Genomic DNA, 17,180 nt, shown 5'->3' with positions numbered 1-17,180 from the left:
TTGTAACTTTAGGGGGCTTCGGTCTTCTACGCGCTTGTTTGCCGCAGCCGGGAGAGAGGCGCGCGGCCCTCTCTCCCCGCAAGCCTCGCCGGCGGCTTCCCCCATCTTCCTCCGCTTCGCTCCGTGCAGACCGGGGATACCCCTCCGCCGCCGAGGCTTGCCCCCTCGCTCCCCGCTGCTCGCCGCGAGGCAGGGGTTCAGGGAGGCCTGAACCCTTCAGGTCAATCTCTGAAACCAACAAGGAGCAAGACCATGAACATGAATGAAATCACCATCCCGCTTGGCAAGCTGGTGCCGAGCAAGGCCAACGTCCGCCGCGTCAATTCCGAGGCGGGGAGGACGGAACTGGCGGCCAGCATCGAGGCCCACGGCCTCATCCACAACCTTGTGGCCCGCAAGGCCCCGAAGGGAGCCAAGTTCGAGGTTGTCGCCGGAGGGCGGCGTCTGGGGGCGCTGCGGCTGCTGCTGGACGAGGGTCGCACGGTGCAGGGCGTAGCCGTGACCAAAGACTATCCGGTCAGGGCTGTTCTGCGGGAGGAAGGCAGCGATACCGAGATTTCGCTGGCGGAGAACGACCAGCGGGAGCCGATGCATCCGGTGGACGAGGTCATTGCCTACCGCGACCTCGTGGAACAGGGCATGGCGGCGGAAGACATCGCGTCCCGTTTTGGCAAGTCGGTGGTGACGGTGCGCCAGCGGCTCAAACTCGCCAGCCTGTCCCCGCGCATCCTCGATGCCATGCGTGCCGATGAAGTGACCCTTGAGCAGGCCAAGGCCCTCGCCGTGTGCGACGACCACATGGCGCAGGAGGCCGCGTGGTTCGAGCAGGATGGCTGGAGCCGCAATCCGTCCAACATCCGCTCGTTCCTGACCAGCGCCCATGTGCGCGGCACTGACCGGCTGGCTCAGTTTGTCGGCATTGAGGCCTATGAGGCGGCGGGGGGCGGGGTGCTTCGCGACCTGTTCGCCGACGATGGCCTGACCTTCCTGACCGACCGGCCCTTGCTGGTGAAGCTGGCCGGTGACCGGCTCGAGGCGGCGGCAGGCGAAGTGCGTCCGTTGGGCTGGAAGTGGGTGGAAATCAGCCTCGACAGCGGTTTCATCCATGGCGGCGGGTTCGGGCGCATCCATGCGGTGCGGCGTGACCCGACCGAGGCCGAGCAAGCGGAACTGTCGGCTCTGGCCGGGCAGTATGACGAACTGGCCGGGGCTATCGACGCTTATGCCGAGGGCGATCCGCAAATCGAGGCCGACGAGGCCAAGTTGCATGCGCTGGAAGGCCGCATCGAGGCCATCCAGAAGGCAACAGAGGCCTTTGATCCGCAGGAGATGGCGCTGGCAGGCTGTGTTGTGTCGATCTCGTACGATGGCACGTTGCAGGTGACGCCGGGGCTGGTGAAGGCTGAAGACCGCAAGGCACTAGCCGTCTTGGAGGGGGCCGACAGCAATGACGAAGACGAGGGCGACGAGGCGGGGCAGGAGGAGATGCCCGAAACCGAGGCTACCGGCATGTCGGCGGCCCTCACCGAGGAACTGACCGCCATTCGAACGCAGCCTTGCGTGTGGAACTGGCCGGGCGTCCAGATGTGGCCTTGGTTGCCATCCTGCATGCGCTGGTGAGCCGCGTGTTCTACGATTACCACCACGGGCGCATCGAGTCTGCGGTGGAAATCACCGGCCAGCGCCGCAATCTTGTTCCCTCCATCAAGGAGCCGGATGCCTGCCGGGCGCTGACGGGCTGGAATGAAGCCGTGGAGGGTTGGAGCCACCGTCTGCCCGGGAACCCTGCCGACCTTTGGTCTTGGCTGGTGGCGCAGCCGCAGGCGGTTCTGCTTGACCTGCTGGCGCTGGCGACTGCCGCCAACCTCAACGCCGTGGTGGCCCGCCACGAAACCGGAAAGGAACGCATCGCCCATGCCGACCTGATGGCCGTGGCAGTGGGGCTGGACATGCGCCTGTGGTGGACGCCGGACGCGGCATTCCTGTCGAGGTTGTCCAAGGCGGATATCGCAGGCGTGATGCGCGAGGCCGGCTGTGCGGAAGACGCCGCGAAAGCGGTCGAACGCGCCCCCAAACCCGAAAGCGTCTTGCACGCCGAAAAGGAACTGGACGGGAAGGGTTGGCTCCCCGCAGCCCTCCGGATGCCGGTCGCCCCGGAAGGCGAAAGCCGCGAAAAGATGGCGCTCGCCGCCGAATAAGAGGCCACAGACCTCGGCCCGGGGCAGCGCTGCTCCGGGTTTTTTGTGTCCGAACGCCCTCAGTCGAGCGAGTGGCCGAGGCTAGGCGAGGGCGCCCCGAACCCGCCCCTCGCGCTCCCCGCCCGCCCTAATGCGGCGCTCCACCTGCCAGCAAATATTTGAACCCGTTCGTCGTCATCCACCGGGCACGCGCAAGATGCGTCTCCCAGGCCCGGAAAGCGCGTTCGGGCTCGGACGCCGGGTCGATGTGCAGAACGATCTTGGCAACTTCCCGCCAATCGGCGTCTTCTGCGGCCGCGTCGAGCAAGCGGATGTAGGTCAGCAAACGCTCTTCATCATATCCGGTCAGGATTGGAGAAGTCGGTGCCTCGTCGGCAACATCTGGGTCAAGAAGCGGCTTGAGCATTCGGCGTTTTAACGTCGGTCCGCCGCCAAGGCAAAACTTCCCGTATGGAATGGTGCCTTTTCCTGGCGGCACATCTCACCCGACCCGTCGCGTCTGTTAGGCATACGCTCCTTTCGGGGAGATGCGCAGGCTCCGTAATCCCTATCGCTTGCTCAGATCGGCGTCGAAGTAATCGCCTTCGAAGCCTTTTTGCAGGGCTTGCGATCTCACCAGTTCGCAATCGAGGTGCTGCCCGAAACAGAACACCGCACCGTAGTCGGACCAGTTGAAGGGGCGGGCTATGTCCTTCGGCCGGTCCCCGTCATTATAGGTCTGATAGTCGTATACGAAGGTCTTGGCACCCAGCCTGGCTCTCATGGTGTCGATGGTGTTGGACGCCCAACCTTGCTTGTTGTGAAGAATGAGGAAGTGTTTGGGGGTGGCCTGCGCCATCTCCTGATCGATAAAGCCGATAATGTCCTTGGCAGATGCCGGGGCGACGGCCAACAGGCTGGCGGCAACAGCGGCAATGCCTAGGGTTTGGGCGCACGAAATCATATTCACAATCTTCCTCCGTTGGCTGTGGAACGTACTTCTAGAGTTTGGGGGCGGTGGCGTGCGCGTCGCGGACCTGCTTTGCGCCGTCCTCTACGGACTTCTGAAATTGGGCAATTTGGTCCCAATTGGCCTTTCTCGCGGCATCATCGGCGAGAGTGTAGGTGACACCCTTCACGTAATCGCTACGGGTATCCATGGTGATCGCCATCTGCTTGTCATGAGCATCGGATCTGACAAGCTGGCCGCTGCTCCAGAACCACTGCATCGTTGTCTTGTTGTCGAAGCTCGGGGGGCCGTATTTCGCGATGATCGCCGAGCGGAGCGTTTCCAGTAGCGGCCCTCGCCCGTCCTTATAGCTGACGAAGCGGCGGACATCCGTTGAGCGCTGGCCCGTCAGCGGCGAGGAGAATTCCACCCTCACGCTTTGGCTGGCGGTGGTGTCCTCCGGTCCGGACCAGATGATGTAGGTGGGGTAACGATTGGGGCCTGTGGCCACAACCTCGACGGTGAAGTAGTCCTCTTCGAGCAGGAACACGGTCGACGAATCTTCATGGGAGAAGTTCTGACCGGTCAGGATCTTCCGTACATCGCCGACCGTCTGGGTCAGCCCCACGCCGAGGAAGTCCGCTGGCTGTCCATTCGGGCGGAACAGCTCGGAAGATCGGGTGACGGCTGGAACGGTTACGTCCAGCGAGAGTCCTTCCTGACCGACAACAGGCATAACCGCTAGCGCCAACAGGCTGCACGTCGAAAGGATTCCAATCTTGACGAAAGACAAGCCTGCGCTGCGTCTCAAGGGTGCACCTATTGGTGTGGAGAGACGAGACGTTTACGCAGAAATCACAAGTTTTGAGCGAGAACATAAGCTATCGCTAACTAACGGCAGATTGGTTTTTTTGCGCAAAGTTTAGGCAAAAGGCCGTGACCTAATCCCGATTTGTCCCCAAAAATCTCAGGGCAGGGATATTGCAAAACTTGTGATTTCTGAAAACGGGGCGGAGCTACGAGCGGTGAGGTATGGATATGCACGCGTCTCCACTGAGGGCCAGGATTTGGCCGCTCAGATCGAGCGCTTGCAGGCAGCTGGCTGCGAGAAAATCTTCTGCGAAAAGCGCAGTGGCAAAAATACGAACAGGCGCCAACTGCAGCGTCTCTTGCGGGCGCTCAGGCCGGGGGACGTGGTGAAAGCTGTCGTTAGCGACCGCATGGCACGGGATCCGTTTGACATGCTGAATATCCTCAGAACCGTCACAGCGGCCGGCGCGGATTTATGTCTCCTCGACGAACCCTTTATCGACACCCGGTCAGAGATGTCCGATCTGATGCTGTTCCTAGTCGGATGGGCCGCCAAATGGCAACGACGCAGGATCCTGGAAAACACTTCGAACGGGCGCGCTCGCGCAAAGGCGAGAGGGGTCAAATTTGGCCGCAAGCCCAAACTCACCGCCCAGCAGGAAGGCGAAGTGCTAGACCGACTGAAGGCGGGAGAAGATGTATGCGGGATTGCGAATCGGTATCACGTCAGTCGCAGCACAATTTCTCGCCTATGTCGGCGGTCCCAATAAGACGTTTGTGGTTCTGCGGTGCCGCCTCACACAGCATCAGGTGAAGGTTCCTGCTCATTGAGTAACGTAGCCAGGGCTGTAATCACCTGGGGGAGAAAGGAGGGTTTGCTGATCATGATGCTGTTCGGAACCCCTTCAGATCCCCAGTAGATGGCTCCATCGCCGCTCAGATAAACAACCGGAAAGGTCGGAATCTCCCTTCGGACATGGCGGGCGACGTCCCATCCGGTCTGGCCCGGGCCCAGCCGTATGTCGGTTAGCAAAGCCTTGAACCTTTGAGGACCAGCGTCGAAAAGGGTGATGGCCTGGGCTGCGCTATTAGCTGTGACAACGTCAAAGCCCGCCTCCACCAGAGCCGTTTCTAGGTCAAGTTGGATCAAAGGTTCGTCTTCGACCACAAGAACCGCATTCGTTGTCATGATACCCCATAGGGCTCGCCCCAACGCAGCCCGATTATTTCAGTTACATCTAATGAAAGCCAGCCAAGGTTGGCGGGCGTTTAAGTCAGCCGGGGCGGCCCTGCGGTGAGCCAGGCCGCCCCGGAATGCGCGGTCAGAGCAGCTTGCGGCCATCGTAGGGCTGGTCGGGCGCAAACTCGGCCGCCACGGCCCGTTCATGCAGCTCCCATGGAGATGCGCCGGCCTTGCGCGCCGCCACCAATTTTTCGGGGTCGAAGAAAGCAAGGTTGGACCGTGCAGTGCGCAGGTGCTCGGTCGCGATCCACTCATCACTGTAGTTGTTGACGTTGAGCTCGACGCTGTTCTGGTCCGGGTCGCAGTAGTAGAGCACCATCTGGATGCCCTGGTCGGCCGCCATCACCGGCAGGATGCCTTCTCCCTTCAGGCGGAGGTAGGTGCCGAGGAGGTCGTCGAGCGTGTTGTAGGCAAAGGCCACGTGCTGGATTCTGGCATGGCGCTTCTTGTCCGGGTCGACCTCCAGGTCCGGCATCTCGAACATTGCGATGCGATGATTGCACTCGTCATTGCTGACGAACGCGGCCGAAAACCACGGGCTGTTCTGCGGGCCGTCGATCTGCGCGCGGTGGTTGACGGTCATGCCGAGCACCTTGCGGTACCAGTTGATCATTTCGTTGAGGTTGGAGGTGGTGAGGCCGAAGTGCTGGAGCTTCGGGTGGGCGATCTGTTCGGTATTCATGGCAGTCTTCCTTGGTTGTTAAAGATACGCTATCGTTGCATTTTAGGGTGCAGGTCGCCCTCGGGATGCGGCAGGCGACCCGGCGTGGTGTGGCTCTGAACTCGGGGCCGCCGGGCAAGCGCCGACAGGCCGCTGTCCTCGTCAGAGCGTCCGGAGCGCCTCCACGACCGGCAGCCGCGCGGCCCTCAGAGCAGGAAGCAGCCCGCCCAGAAAGCCGATGGCAAGAGCCCAGCTGATGCCCTGCAGCATCAGTCCTGGTGTCACGGTGAGACGGAACACCAGCTGGGTGAAGTTCCCGCCCAGGGCGTTGACGCCGTGGCCGTTGAAGAGCAGCCAGGCGGTGACCGCTCCCGTCACGCCGCCGAGCAGCGAGAGCGCCATCGCCTCGGTCATGACCGAGGCGACGATCGGCACGCCACCGAACCCAATGGCCCGCAACGTCGCGATTTCCCGGCTTCGCGCGCTGACCGCCGAGTACATGGTGTTGAGCGATCCGAACACGGCGCCGATCGCCATGATGCTGCCGACCACGGTCGCGATCAGCGTCATCATTTTGGTCAGGTTCGCCGAGAGCTTGGCCAGGTATTCGGTCTCGCGGTGCACTTCGACCGATAGCTGCGGATTGGCGGTCAGGGCGGCCTCGAGTTGCGGCAACGACGCCGGCGATTCGAGCTGCACGGTCACGCTCTGGAACAGCGTGTGCTGGTAGGCTTCGAGCGCGGTATCGGCGTCGGTGACGATCTCGGATTCATGGGCGTCACCGTCGCTCTCGAACGTGCCGACGACGGTCCACTCCTTGTCGCGCAAGGTGATCTGGCTGCCGACGTCGAGGCCCGCAAACTGGCGCTGGGCACTCTTGCCGACCACCAGCTCGTGCAGCCCCGGCTTGAACCAGCGGCCTTGCACAAGCTTGAGCTCCGGCCGCAGGGCGAGCCCCTGCGAACCAACGCCGCGCAGTGTGACGTTGGCGTCGGTGCCGCCGTTCCGCATCGGGCGGGTCAGGATCAGCACCACTTCCGGGAAACCGAGGGTCAGTCCCGTGGCGCCCCGGCGGATGCCCGGCGCGTCGAGAATCATATTCACCGCATCGCGAGACAATGTGCTCGACAGTTCCGTGTCGGACCCGCCGCGCAGGATGATGGCGCGGTCCTCACGCCCGGCATGGGCCATGGTCGAGCTCAGTCCGGTCACCATGGCGAGGACGGAGACGACCACGCCCACGACCCCCGCAACCCCGAGGATGATCACCAACGAGCTCCAGAAGCGCGTGGGCAGCGTCTTGAGGTTCAGGATAGTTACAGCAATGGCTTGTCTGAGCATGATCAGCGTCCTCCCAAGGCATCGACGAGATTGAGCCGCGCAACTCGAAGGCCGGGCAGCAACGTGGTTACCAGGGCGAGCAGGACGGCATAGAACAGCCCGAGCGCCAGCACGCTGGCCGGCAGGTGGGCGACACCGACGACACCCTCCAGCAGCGGAAAGGCTGCGGCCGAACCTGCAAGCCCCAGGGCCGCAGCGATGATCGACAGCACCAGGCCTTCAGCCACGACCAGGGCGAGGACCGTGAGGTTCGGAAAGCCGATGGTCTTGAGGATCGCGAACTCCGGGATCCGCTCGCGCACCGACTGCATCATCGTGTTGCCGGTCAGGAAAAGGAGGGCAAAGAAGACCGCCCCGATGATGGCGCTGACGATGAAGTTGATGTCGCCGAGCTGTTTCAGGAACGATTGGGTGAACTCCTTCTCCGTGACGGTCTTCGTCTCGTGGTCGGAGTTGGCGAACAGGTCGTCGATGGCTTTGGACACCGCGCCGGCGTGGGCGGGATTGTCGATGTGGACGCTGTACCAGCCGATCAGGCCTTTATCGAAGCCCCGGGCCTCGTCGAAATAGTCGTTGTTGAAAAACAGCCGCTGCTCCTGCGAGGTATCCTGCGGGTTTTCAAAGATGCCGACGACCTGGAATTCCCAGTTGGAGGTGCCGTCCGCCTTGGTCCAGATCGTCGACTTGATGGGGATGGTGTCGCCGATCTTCCAATTGTAGGTCTCAGCCAGCTTGCGGCCGATGACCGCCCCGGTGCGTGTCTTTTGCAGCGCCTCGAGCTGGGCCTTCGGCAGGACGATCTCGGGGAACAGGTCGAAGTAGGTGGCTGCGTCGACCGGGAACGAGAAGATGCTGTTTTTGGTGTCCTGGTAGTAGCCGCCAAACCAGCTCGCGACGGTGATGCCGGTGACGCCCGGCACCGATGCGATGCGCTCGCGGTAAGCCAGCGGCAACTGGTCGGTCATGTTGACCTTGCCCTGGACGATCAGGCGATCGAGGTGCGCGCCCTCCACACCACGGCTGAAGGTGGCGTTGACGCCCTGCAGCATGCCGAAGAGCAGGAACGCGACGAGAATGGAGAGCAGCGTGAACACGGTGCGCAGCTTCTTGCGCATCAGCCCCGCCCAGATGAGGGGAAGGTACTTCATAGGGCCAACTCCGTCTTGGCCAGCTGGCCCTTGTCGACATGCAACTGGCGGGTCGCGGTATCGGCCGCACGCTGGTCGTGGGTCACCATGATGATGGTCTTGCCACGTCGCAGGGTGAGCGCGCGCAGGAGCTCGAGCACCTCGGTGGCGGTGTCGCGGTCGAGGTCACCGGTGGGCTCGTCGCAGACCAGGATCGGCGGGTCGGAAACCAGCGCGCGCGCAATCGCGACGCGCTGCTGTTGGCCGCCGGAAAGCTCCGACGGCTTGTGGCGGGCGCGCTCCGACAGTCCGACGATCTCAAGGGCTGCCGCAACCCTTGCCCGGCGCTCTGCCTTGGAGAGCGGCAGGAGCAGCAGCGGCAGCTCCACATTGGCTTCCGCGCTCAAGGCGGGCATCAGGTTGTAGAACTGGAAAATGAACCCGATGTTGGCGGACCGCCAGCGGGTCAACTCGCTGCCGGACATCTGGTCGATCCTGTGCCCGGCCACCGTCACGGCGCCGGAGTTCGCGCGGTCTATGCCGGCGATGATGTTCAACAGCGTCGATTTGCCGGAGCCGGAGGGGCCCATGATGGCGACGAATTCGCCTTCCGGGATCGAGAGGTTGAGGTTGTGGAGGACCTCAACCGTCTCCCCGCCGCGCCGGTATGCCTTGACGACATTGACCAGTGATATTGCTTCAGTCACTTGGTGATCTCCTGATTTCATTGTTCGGTTTTGACTTTGAGTCCGTTCGACAGCTTGTCGAGATTGGTCACGGCCACGGTTTCGCCGGCCGTGAGCCCGGACTGCACGACCTGGTTGCCGGCTGCCTGCGCCCCCAGCTTCACCGTCCGCCGTTCGACGTGATCGTCGCGCACGACGAAGACGACATTCTCGGCGCCGCTGGACAGGATGGCCTCGGGCGGGACGATCACGCCGGACGGCGGGGCCTCCTCGGGCTGGGCCTTGGCATCGGCCAGGAAGGCCACCTTGGCGCCCATTTCGGGCAGGATCCGCGGGTCCTTGATGTTGAACCCGACCCGCACCCGGACCGTCGCCTTGGTGCGGTCGGCCGTCGGCACCACCGCGATCACGTGGCCCGGGATCTGCCATTCCGGATAAGCGTTGAGAGTGACCTTGCAGCCCTGGTCCGGAGTGACGCGGTTGATGAAACTCTCGTTGACGTCGACCTCGACCTCGAGGGAGTCCATGTCGACGATCGTGGCCACACCGGTACGCGTGAAGCCGGAGCCTGCCGACATCGGCGAGATGATCTCGCCGGCCTGCGCCGCCTTGACCGTCACCACGCCCGCGAACAGCGCACTGATGACGGTGTCGTCGAGATTCTGCTGGGCGACCGCCACGGCCGACCGGGCGACGGCCACGGCACTGTTTGCCTGGTTGTAGGTCGCCTTGGCGGTATCGAATGCCTCCTGGCTGGTCAGCCCCTTAGCAAGCAGGGCCTTGCTACGCTCAAATGCCGGTCGGCCGTCGGTCGCCGCAACCATGGCCTGATTAAGTGTCGCCTTGGCCTGGTTGAGATCGGCAATGGCATTGGAATCATCGAGATGGGCAATCACCTGTCCGGCGTCGACATGCATGCCTTCGTCCACCAGCACATCCTTCAACCTGCCGGCGACCTTCGGTCCGACCGTGGCCGCCCGGCGGGCAACCACGTAGCCGGTGGCATTGAGGAGTGCGGTCCCTGCAGTGGCACTACTCTGCTGCGCAAGCGGCTGTGCGGTGGCGACGCGAACGGAGGGTGTCGACTGAAGAAACGATACGCCGGGAAATTCCTTGCCCAGCAGGCCGGACCAACCCAACGCCAACGGCACCGTCAAGAGGACCACGCCAACGGCGATGGTGCTCCACCAGGAAATCGTGCGGGGCGCAGCTATTACCTCGGGCACCCGATCGATGCGCAGGGTGTCGAGAAGATCAATCTTGTCGTGTTTCATGGCTGGGACTCCTTCACCGGATGCCCGGTAGTTTGATTTCGTGGATAGGCGGCAGGGCAAAACGAACCGAGCTGCCGTTGCTCTCGGGCGCGACGTCGGTGCGGTTCCACCAGCCACCGCCCAGCGCCTGGAACAGCGCCGCCGTGTCGCTGTAGCGGGCGCCTTGCGCCCGGATGCGGTTGATCATGGCATTCTGGTAAGTCTGCTCGGCATTGAGCAGCGTGAGATAGGTGATCGCGCCAAGCTGGTATTGCGTGCGGGATTGCTCGAAGGTTTCCCGGGCGGCCGTTTCCGCCAGGATCTGGGCGTCGAGGGTATCGGCATCGGCTTCCAACGCCCGCAACGCGTCGGCGACATCCTGGAACGCGGAAAGCACGGTGCGTTTGTATTGCGCCTTCGCACCGTCGTAGGCGGCAACGGCCGCGCGCTTGCGATGCTCGAGGGCCGCTCCGTCGAACAGCGTCTGGGCGGCCGAGCCGGCGAGGCTCCAGACACCCGTACCCGACGTGAACAGTTTGTCGAGGCTGGCCGCGTTGCTGCCCACGTCGCCCGTGATGGTGAACTGCGGCAGCTGGTTGGCGATCGCCACCCCGACATCGGCACCCGCCTCGTGCAGTTGCGCTTCCGCCGCCCTGACGTCGGGCCGTTGCTCGACGAGCCTGGACGGAAGGCTGACCGGAAGATCTTTGGGCAGCCTCAACGCCGCGAGGCTGAAGGTTTCGCCCTTGTCCTGATTGGGGAAGCGTCCGAGCAGCCGCATCAGTTGATTGCGCGCCTGGGCAAGCTGCTTTTCCAACGGCGGCAGGAGCGCGCGGGTCTGGGCAAGGGTCGACTGCTGCGTCAGCAGGTCAGGCTGGGCGATGGCGCCGGCCTTGAAGGACTCCTCCATCATGCCGAGCTGGTCGGTTTCGGCCCTGATGACGTCCTTGGTGGCTTGGATCTGGCCAGTAAGCGAGGCGATGGCGACCGCTGCATTGACCACATTGGTGGTCAGGCTGAGGTAGGTAGCCTCCAACTGGAAGCGCTGATAATCCGCCTGGGCCTCGGCGGATTCCGCCGCGCGGCGCGCGCCACCGAACACATCCAGCGCGTACGAGACGTTGAGCGAGGCCGTGCTGACCCCCAGCGTCCGGTTGCCGAGCTGCTCCTCGCGGGTGTGTGAACCGTTCGCGCTGAGCGTCGGAAAGAGATCGCTCTGGCCGGCTGATGCCATTTCGTTGGCTTGCAACAGCGCCGCCTGCGCCGCCGCCACATCGGGATTGGCTGCCAGCGCCTCGTCCACCAAGGCGTCGAGCGCCGGCGAGTGAAACAGCTTCCACCATTGTCCCGGCACGTCGGCCCCGTGCAGGAATTGCTGGGCATCGACGCCCCGAGCGGCAGCTGCAAACGCTGCGGGGCCATGCCTCTCTGACGTGAACCCCGCCGCTTCCGGCAACGCCGGTCGCAGGAAGTCCGGACCCACGGAGCAGGCACCCAGCAAGGTGGTGCACAGCAGCGCGCTCAGGCGCGCCGCGGTGACGGAATGGGCAGGGCTACGCATGGCTGGCTGGCCAATCTGGTGAGCTGCATTGCGGCATGGGATCGGGTCCTTTGTTGAGGCGTCGACCATAATGAAACGATGCCGTTGCATTATTGGCTAACACGGCTCCGGAAGGTCGTCAACAAAAATGAACGATACCGTTCCTTTTTATTTACAAGCCCGCGCAAGCGCGCTACAAAGGGCGCAAGGACGATGCCGGCCACATGCCCGCGTCTTACAAACAGATGTTGAGAGGTATCGATGGCGCAGGGGGCAGAAGGGGGGACGGCAGGCTACGACGTGCGTCTGGGTCGGCCGCCGCGCGACCTCGCCCATGAGGTTGACGAACGTATCCTTGATGCCGCGAAATCCGTCTTCCTCGAGTATGGGCTCGGCGGCGCCAGCATCGATGAGATCTCCCGGCTCTCGCGTGCCGGAAAGCGCACCATCTACGCGCGCTTCCATTCCAAGGAAGAGTTGTTCGCCGCCGTCGGCATGCGTAATGCCGCTACCGTGGTCGCGCGGTTCCAGGACTTCGCGCCGTCCGGATCAACCCTCCAGGAGCGGCTTGTCAGCGTCGGCCTCGCCGTCCTCGAGCGCCTGCTCGACAATGACAATATTGCTTTCATGCAGTTATCCGCGGCCGAGGCTCGCCGGTTGCCGCAGCTGTCGAACTTCGGGCGTCAGGCCCGCGCCCAGGGCGTGAAGGCAATCATGGACGCGCTCGGGACAGTGGCTCACTCGGAGGAGACCCACGATTATCCGCGCCTTTCCCCGGAGCTTCTTCCCTCGAGCGGCCGGTTCTTCGCGGACCTGGTTGTCGCCCGCGTGCTGATGCGTGCGCTCCTCGGCGAGCCGCTGGAAAAGCTCCGCGCGGACTTGCCGACCCACGTCCGGGAGGGTGTGGCCTTTTTCCTGGCAGCATGTCGCCAACCGCCGGAACCCGGTGAGCCGGTGCCCACGGCGGGCCCGGCCGACAGCCACCGCAAGGGTCCGGCCTAGGCCTCGACCACCCTCAGGGCGCGATCCCCATCAGTTCAAACCGGCAGGCATCCGTAAAATTCCGGAGAAAATCATAGCGGGAGCCGTCCGGGTTGTCGGGATCGGGAGGATCCATGGACGGGCTGCGATAGGCCACCCCGATGGTTCCCATCACCCGGTCAGCGGCCTTGAGCGTGGGGTCGGATGCAAACAGCCGCAGCTTCCCCAGGATGGCGTAAAGCTCGAAGAGCGGGACGAACGTCTTGGGTTCGCCGACGACGGCGTCGGCATACCTCTTGGCGGCTTCTTCGATGAACTCACCAAACAGCCGCTCCCGCCGCGTGTGCTCCTGCAGGAACCGCTGGCTTCGGTTCTGGGAGGCTTGGGTCAGCCAGGTGGCGGCGATCGAAGCCATGGCCCCGATCGAGGAGCCGGCCAGTGCCGAAACGGCCGATATGTAAGCGGGGTTCATAGACGTTGCTCGGACTCGCGCCGTAGCGGATAATGAAACGATGTCGTTGCATTATCTAGCACCCCTCTGGACGTCCGTCAAATTGATACGATGCCGTTCCTCGTGGGGAGACAGCTTGGCGGCTAACCGTTAACGCGTGAACCTTGCCGCATCTGACGGCACGGCAACTCCGCAGCGAAGGTCCGGCGCCAGGTGCAGACCGCAGCCCAGGACCATCCGCCGGGACGTCGCGTTTGAGGGTCCGACCATCTCATAGACGGCCCGCGCTCCGAGCTCGCCGAACGCGCAATCCACGAGCAGGGCGTTGACGTAGCGGCCGAGACCCCTGCCGCGGCAGGATTCGGCAACGGCGATTAAGCCGATCCAGGCATGCTTGTGAAACGGGCTATGCGTGTTGTGGGGGAAATAGGCGTGGCCGGTCGCGGCTATTGCCCCGCTTTCGTCCTCGAGCACGATCGTCTTTCCCAAGGGAGGCCGGACCGCCAGCATCGTTCCGGGAAACGGCGCGAGGCCACTCGCGGCAAGGAACTGCTGGACCTCACGGGTTTCTGCACTTTCCGCATCCGCGAGCGGCGGTCGGATCGCGATCCCGACAGGCATTTCCCCGTCGACGATGGCTTGTGCCTGCACGCCAGCGTCCTGCGGCTCGCCGACAAAGATATCCCAGGTGTCGATTCGGCAACCCGCAGCCTCCAGCAATGGAAAAAACTTGGCGACCTGCTGCGGTGTGATCATCCTGAGGCCCAGGAGTCCGTCCCGCCCCAGCATCGACTCCATCGCGCTCCAGGGCTGAGTGTCCGGATCATCAATCCCCATGAAGCGTCCGGCGTTGTAGATGCCGGGGGTCGCCGCGATCCAATTGCTCATTTCATGGGTGCGCTGCTGCAGCGCCCGTTGATGTTCAGTTCCAAACAGACCCAACATACTTTCAATCCTGTTTGAGCGAGCTTCTGCTGCGGGCGGAGGCCTAGCTGCTTTTGCGCTGTTATTGAAGACGCCGGCCTCTGGCTAGGTCAATGGACTTGAAGGCGTTCGTTGCTACCGCCTGCGGTAATAGGTATCCCAAGCCAGCTTAATATCCGTGAAAGCCCATTCCCTGCGTCGACCAAATGCAGCGCTTGGACGGGTGAAGCACTCGTTAAGCCCGGTTTCACGGCAGAACTTCATGAACCACGAAGCAGATTTCGGCTTGCCGCGCGGCGTCGGTTCGATCTGGCAGATGAGGCCGCTATGCGCCCACTGGTCTTGTGGATTGGCAACGGAGGACGAGTCCGCCAGGTAGGCACGGAGTTTTTGGAGGGCAGCGTCGTCGGGGCTCTGGTGGAGCTCAGCACGCAATGATGCAACCGCCAAGCTCGCACCCTCGCGGGCGGCTTCCGTCAGCATGTCGCGCAGTTGGGCGTTGGTCAGCACAAGCGCCTGCATGGCTTCCATGGGCATGGCTTTCGTTGTGGGATTGGGCGCGGTTGAAGATTGCCGCCAGGCCCATTGCCTCACACAGGAAAAATGACGTCAAGCGCTAGATGCCGAGCAGGACACCCAGCCGTTCGGTCACCGGGCGCAGCGGATCCACCAGGCCGAGGTCGTAGATCATGGTGGTTTCAAGGTTTCCCTTGTGATCGACGTAGTGGGATATGGCTTCGTGCGACACGCCCTGGCCAGTCAGCATCAGCGAAATCGCGATCCGCTTCAGGTCGTACAATTGGAAGTAGTCGGGTACTCCCGCTAAGGCCTTGAACCTGTCCAGCCCTTTGCGGAAGTTGTCGCGCGGCTGGGTCATGTCGGTATGCGACGGAAACAATAGCTTGCTTTCAGGCCAGCGAAGGCGCTGGGCCTCGACCATATCGGCAACCCGGGAGTGGATCGGCACCGAACGGTAGGCGTATTCATAGAGCGAACGCGACAGCTTGATGCCCTTGGTGTTGTGCTTGTGCCAGACAAGCTTCTCCAAATCAAAATGGTCGAATTCCGCCTTGGCCAGATCACTGGGGCGGGCCATGGTCAGGAACAGGATGCCCATGAAATTGCAGAGCTCCTGCGTCTGGTCGTTGGCGGTGGTCACATTGCCCTTGGCTAATGCCATGTCCCGCCTGGCGAAGCCTTCCAGGCTCGCCGTGTCGGGCGGCACTTCGAACACGGGACAAAAGATATGGGCCGCAATCTGCCGGATCTGTTCGGTGGAGTAGTCCCGGCGGCGGCGTACCACTTTGCGGGCGCGGATCGGGCTGCAGGGATTGCGCATGTCGACGAGTTGCATGCGGATGGCCCAATTGAACAGGGCCGTGACGTGCATAAGCGCGCCGTTGTGACTGTACCCCGAGGCGAACTGCCTCTGAAACCGCTCAACGTCCAACGGCTTGATGGAGGAGAACGGCCGGTCCGCAAATATCGACCCGAAATCTTGATAGGGCTTGCGGATGTTGTGACCGCGGCGTGACGACGTTTTTGGTCGTTTCCGGTGCCATCCGGCCACGAACATGGCGAAATTAGTCTGATACCCAGCAGAGAGCGTCTGGATATGGGTTTCCCAATAGCGGTCGATTGCTTCCCGTACGGTCAGGAGGTGGGCTCGCCGCGTGTCGCGGTCATCAAAGTCTGGGTTTTCGCCAGCCTCCAACTGGCGTTGCCGCTGGCCCACCAGCAGGCGCGCGGACGCAACGTTGAGCACGATGGTGGATCCAAGCGCTTTGCGGTACCGTTTGCCATTGAACTGGTAGGCATGGACGAAGGATTGGTGTCCTAATGCGGTGACCCGCAGACCCAGACCGGAGACGGAGCCATTGCGAATACGACCATCCCGTCCGACGGGGTGATCCCAATAGATTTCCTGGTCCTTCTCGGAGGGGCAATCTGCGATGGAAACAAGGTCATCGGTAAAGAATAATTTTGGCATATTTCATGTAACTTCCATGTAACGAATTTATAGCAAATGTTACATGGGAAGTGAAGTAATGATGAATACCAACGACCAAAAAATGAGCCAAAATACAAATGATTACATATTTCGATTATACCGTATTATCGTATGGATGGCCTTCACACTGTAGGGGTCGTAGGTTCGAATCCTATACCGCCCACCAATTTTTTCATACACTTAGACGGAATTTGCCCAGCTATTTATTCACCATGTAACTTTGATGTAACCGGGGCTTTGACCTCGTATGTGGAAACCGCCGGACTGGCGTTGGAACACACCCGAGCATCTGCGCCTATTGCTCAAACCCAAGGTCAGCTGTGAACTGTGCGAGCACACACTCAAGAGTGGCGCTGGATGTTCTTCGGATGAAATTACCCACCAAAAGTAAGCGCTGTTCCGGCGGCACCTTTCGGAGGTCGGCCTGAGCGAGGATGTTGGAGCCTTTGAGGGCTTCGACACATGACGATTTCAGAGCTTACGCTTAAATCCAGCGATCCCGAGCCTGCGCGCCGGTTCGAGGTGTTCACGGGTTCCGGTCGTCGGCGGGAATGGCTGCCGGAGGAGAAGGCGCGGATCGTGGCGGAAAGCTACGATGCCGGCGAGACTGTGAGTGCGGTGGCCCGGCGATATGCATTGTCCCCGCAGCAGCTGTTTGCCTGGCGTCGGGCCGCTCGTGTGCCGTTGGCGGAAACGCTGGCACCGGAACCGTTGTTCGTGCCGGCAGTGGTGGCGGCTCCGGAGTCGGAACCGACGGGGAAACGGCAGCCACAACGCAAACGGAACGCCGCCCGCGATGCCGGCATGATCGAACTGGAGATCGACGGCGTCACCATGCGGGTCGGCCGTGGCGCTGACGCCAGGACTGTTGCGGCGGTGATCCGCGCGCTGAAGGCTACGTCGTGATCGGGCCGACGGGTGCGGTCAAGGTCATGGTGGCGACGAAGCAGGTGGACTTCCGTAAGGGTGCTGAGGGATTGGCCGCGCTGGTGCGCGAGACGATGAGCGCCGATCCGTTCAGCGGCG

Annotated in this window: 19 protein-coding genes; 5 read left to right on the top strand and 14 right to left on the bottom strand. The window is 62.5% G+C overall.

The genetic code is table 11. The features are described from left to right. Positions 1 to 252: 252 nt before the first annotated feature. Positions 253 to 1,620, top strand: a complete 1,368-nt coding sequence (locus FJ958_RS25790; RefSeq protein ID WP_140746993.1) for a ParB/RepB/Spo0J family partition protein — start codon at positions 253 to 255, stop codon at positions 1,618 to 1,620. After that, on the top strand, positions 1,593 to 2,198 hold the full coding sequence (locus tag FJ958_RS25785; protein WP_181176521.1) for a hypothetical protein: 606 nt from the start codon (positions 1,593 to 1,595) through the stop codon (positions 2,196 to 2,198). The genes FJ958_RS25790 and FJ958_RS25785 overlap by 28 nt, the downstream gene beginning before the upstream one ends. A 127-nt stretch (positions 2,199 to 2,325) precedes the next feature. On the opposite strand, the gene FJ958_RS25780 is transcribed toward FJ958_RS25785, so the two are convergent. From FJ958_RS25780 to FJ958_RS25770, 3 genes are all read right to left on the bottom strand, one after another. Then, positions 2,326 to 2,604, bottom strand: coding sequence for a DUF2285 domain-containing protein (locus FJ958_RS25780; RefSeq protein WP_140746987.1), 279 nt, complete (start codon positions 2,602 to 2,604; stop codon positions 2,326 to 2,328). 141 nt (positions 2,605 to 2,745) lie between these two features. Next, a complete protein-coding gene (locus FJ958_RS25775; RefSeq protein WP_140746984.1) occupies positions 2,746 to 3,147 on the bottom strand; it encodes a hypothetical protein in 402 nt (133 codons plus the stop codon). A 31-nt stretch (positions 3,148 to 3,178) separates the two neighbouring features. After that, a complete protein-coding gene (locus FJ958_RS25770; protein WP_140746981.1) occupies positions 3,179 to 3,919 on the bottom strand; it encodes a hypothetical protein in 741 nt (246 codons plus the stop codon). Between the two features lie 199 nt (positions 3,920 to 4,118). Here FJ958_RS25770 and FJ958_RS25765 point away from each other — a divergent pair, with 199 nt between their 5' ends. Continuing rightward, entirely contained in the window at positions 4,119 to 4,706 is a 588-nt protein-coding gene (locus tag FJ958_RS25765) for a recombinase family protein (protein ID WP_348642222.1), read from the top strand. Positions 4,707 to 4,732: 26 nt separating this feature from the next. Here the strand turns inward: FJ958_RS25765 and FJ958_RS25760 are convergent, their stop codons facing one another. The 7 genes from FJ958_RS25760 to FJ958_RS25730 form a co-directional block, all read right to left on the bottom strand. Then, positions 4,733 to 5,125 carry a response regulator gene (locus FJ958_RS25760; RefSeq protein ID WP_140746978.1) on the bottom strand — a complete coding sequence of 131 codons (393 nt, stop codon included), beginning with the start codon at positions 5,123 to 5,125 and terminating at the stop codon, positions 4,733 to 4,735. 133 nt (positions 5,126 to 5,258) lie between these two features. Next, positions 5,259 to 5,861 (bottom strand): VOC family protein, encoded by a 603-nt coding sequence (locus FJ958_RS25755; RefSeq protein WP_140746976.1) that lies wholly within the window; start codon positions 5,859 to 5,861, stop codon positions 5,259 to 5,261. A 141-nt stretch (positions 5,862 to 6,002) separates the two neighbouring features. Next, positions 6,003 to 7,181 carry an ABC transporter permease gene (locus tag FJ958_RS25750; protein WP_140746973.1) on the bottom strand — a complete coding sequence of 393 codons (1,179 nt, stop codon included), beginning with the start codon at positions 7,179 to 7,181 and terminating at the stop codon, positions 6,003 to 6,005. A 2-nt stretch (positions 7,182 to 7,183) separates the two neighbouring features. Further along, on the bottom strand, positions 7,184 to 8,296 hold the full coding sequence (locus tag FJ958_RS25745) for an FtsX-like permease family protein (RefSeq protein ID WP_210243477.1): 1,113 nt from the start codon (positions 8,294 to 8,296) through the stop codon (positions 7,184 to 7,186). A gap of 29 nt (positions 8,297 to 8,325) precedes the next feature. Next, on the bottom strand, positions 8,326 to 9,015 hold the full coding sequence (locus tag FJ958_RS25740) for an ABC transporter ATP-binding protein (protein WP_140746967.1): 690 nt from the start codon (positions 9,013 to 9,015) through the stop codon (positions 8,326 to 8,328). 17 nt (positions 9,016 to 9,032) lie between these two features. Further along, on the bottom strand, positions 9,033 to 10,268 hold the full coding sequence (locus FJ958_RS25735; protein WP_140746964.1) for an efflux RND transporter periplasmic adaptor subunit: 1,236 nt from the start codon (positions 10,266 to 10,268) through the stop codon (positions 9,033 to 9,035). Positions 10,269 to 10,281: 13 nt separating this feature from the next. Beyond that, entirely contained in the window at positions 10,282 to 11,808 is a 1,527-nt protein-coding gene (locus FJ958_RS25730; RefSeq protein ID WP_140746961.1) for an efflux transporter outer membrane subunit, read from the bottom strand. 240 nt (positions 11,809 to 12,048) lie between these two features. Here FJ958_RS25730 and FJ958_RS25725 point away from each other — a divergent pair, with 240 nt between their 5' ends. After that, a complete protein-coding gene (locus tag FJ958_RS25725) occupies positions 12,049 to 12,789 on the top strand; it encodes a TetR/AcrR family transcriptional regulator (protein WP_140746958.1) in 741 nt (246 codons plus the stop codon). 13 nt (positions 12,790 to 12,802) lie between these two features. On the opposite strand, the gene FJ958_RS25720 is transcribed toward FJ958_RS25725, so the two are convergent. The 4 genes from FJ958_RS25720 to FJ958_RS32225 form a co-directional block, all read right to left on the bottom strand. Further along, positions 12,803 to 13,183, bottom strand: coding sequence for a hypothetical protein (locus FJ958_RS25720; RefSeq protein ID WP_246679760.1), 381 nt, complete (start codon positions 13,181 to 13,183; stop codon positions 12,803 to 12,805). A gap of 186 nt (positions 13,184 to 13,369) precedes the next feature. Continuing rightward, positions 13,370 to 14,164 (bottom strand): GNAT family N-acetyltransferase, encoded by a 795-nt coding sequence (locus tag FJ958_RS25715; protein WP_140746952.1) that lies wholly within the window; start codon positions 14,162 to 14,164, stop codon positions 13,370 to 13,372. Between the two features lie 114 nt (positions 14,165 to 14,278). Next, positions 14,279 to 14,674: a hypothetical protein gene (locus tag FJ958_RS25710; RefSeq protein WP_140746949.1), complete on the bottom strand. Its 396-nt coding sequence runs from the start codon at positions 14,672 to 14,674 to the stop codon at positions 14,279 to 14,281. 85 nt (positions 14,675 to 14,759) lie between these two features. After that, positions 14,760 to 16,133, bottom strand: a complete 1,374-nt coding sequence (locus tag FJ958_RS32225) for an integrase family protein (RefSeq protein ID WP_246679759.1) — start codon at positions 16,131 to 16,133, stop codon at positions 14,760 to 14,762. A gap of 483 nt (positions 16,134 to 16,616) precedes the next feature. On the opposite strand from FJ958_RS32225, the gene FJ958_RS25700 reads away from it, so the two are divergent. Further along, positions 16,617 to 17,060 carry a transposase gene (locus FJ958_RS25700; protein ID WP_140746946.1) on the top strand — a complete coding sequence of 148 codons (444 nt, stop codon included), beginning with the start codon at positions 16,617 to 16,619 and terminating at the stop codon, positions 17,058 to 17,060. Positions 17,061 to 17,180: the final 120 nt, after the last annotated feature.

Origin of the sequence: Mesorhizobium sp. B2-3-5 (assembly GCF_006442395.1) — a bacterium.
GTDB lineage: Bacteria > Pseudomonadota > Alphaproteobacteria > Rhizobiales > Rhizobiaceae > Mesorhizobium.
Note: the sequence above shows the minus strand (reverse complement) of the source record. Positions and strands in the feature narration are given on the sequence as shown.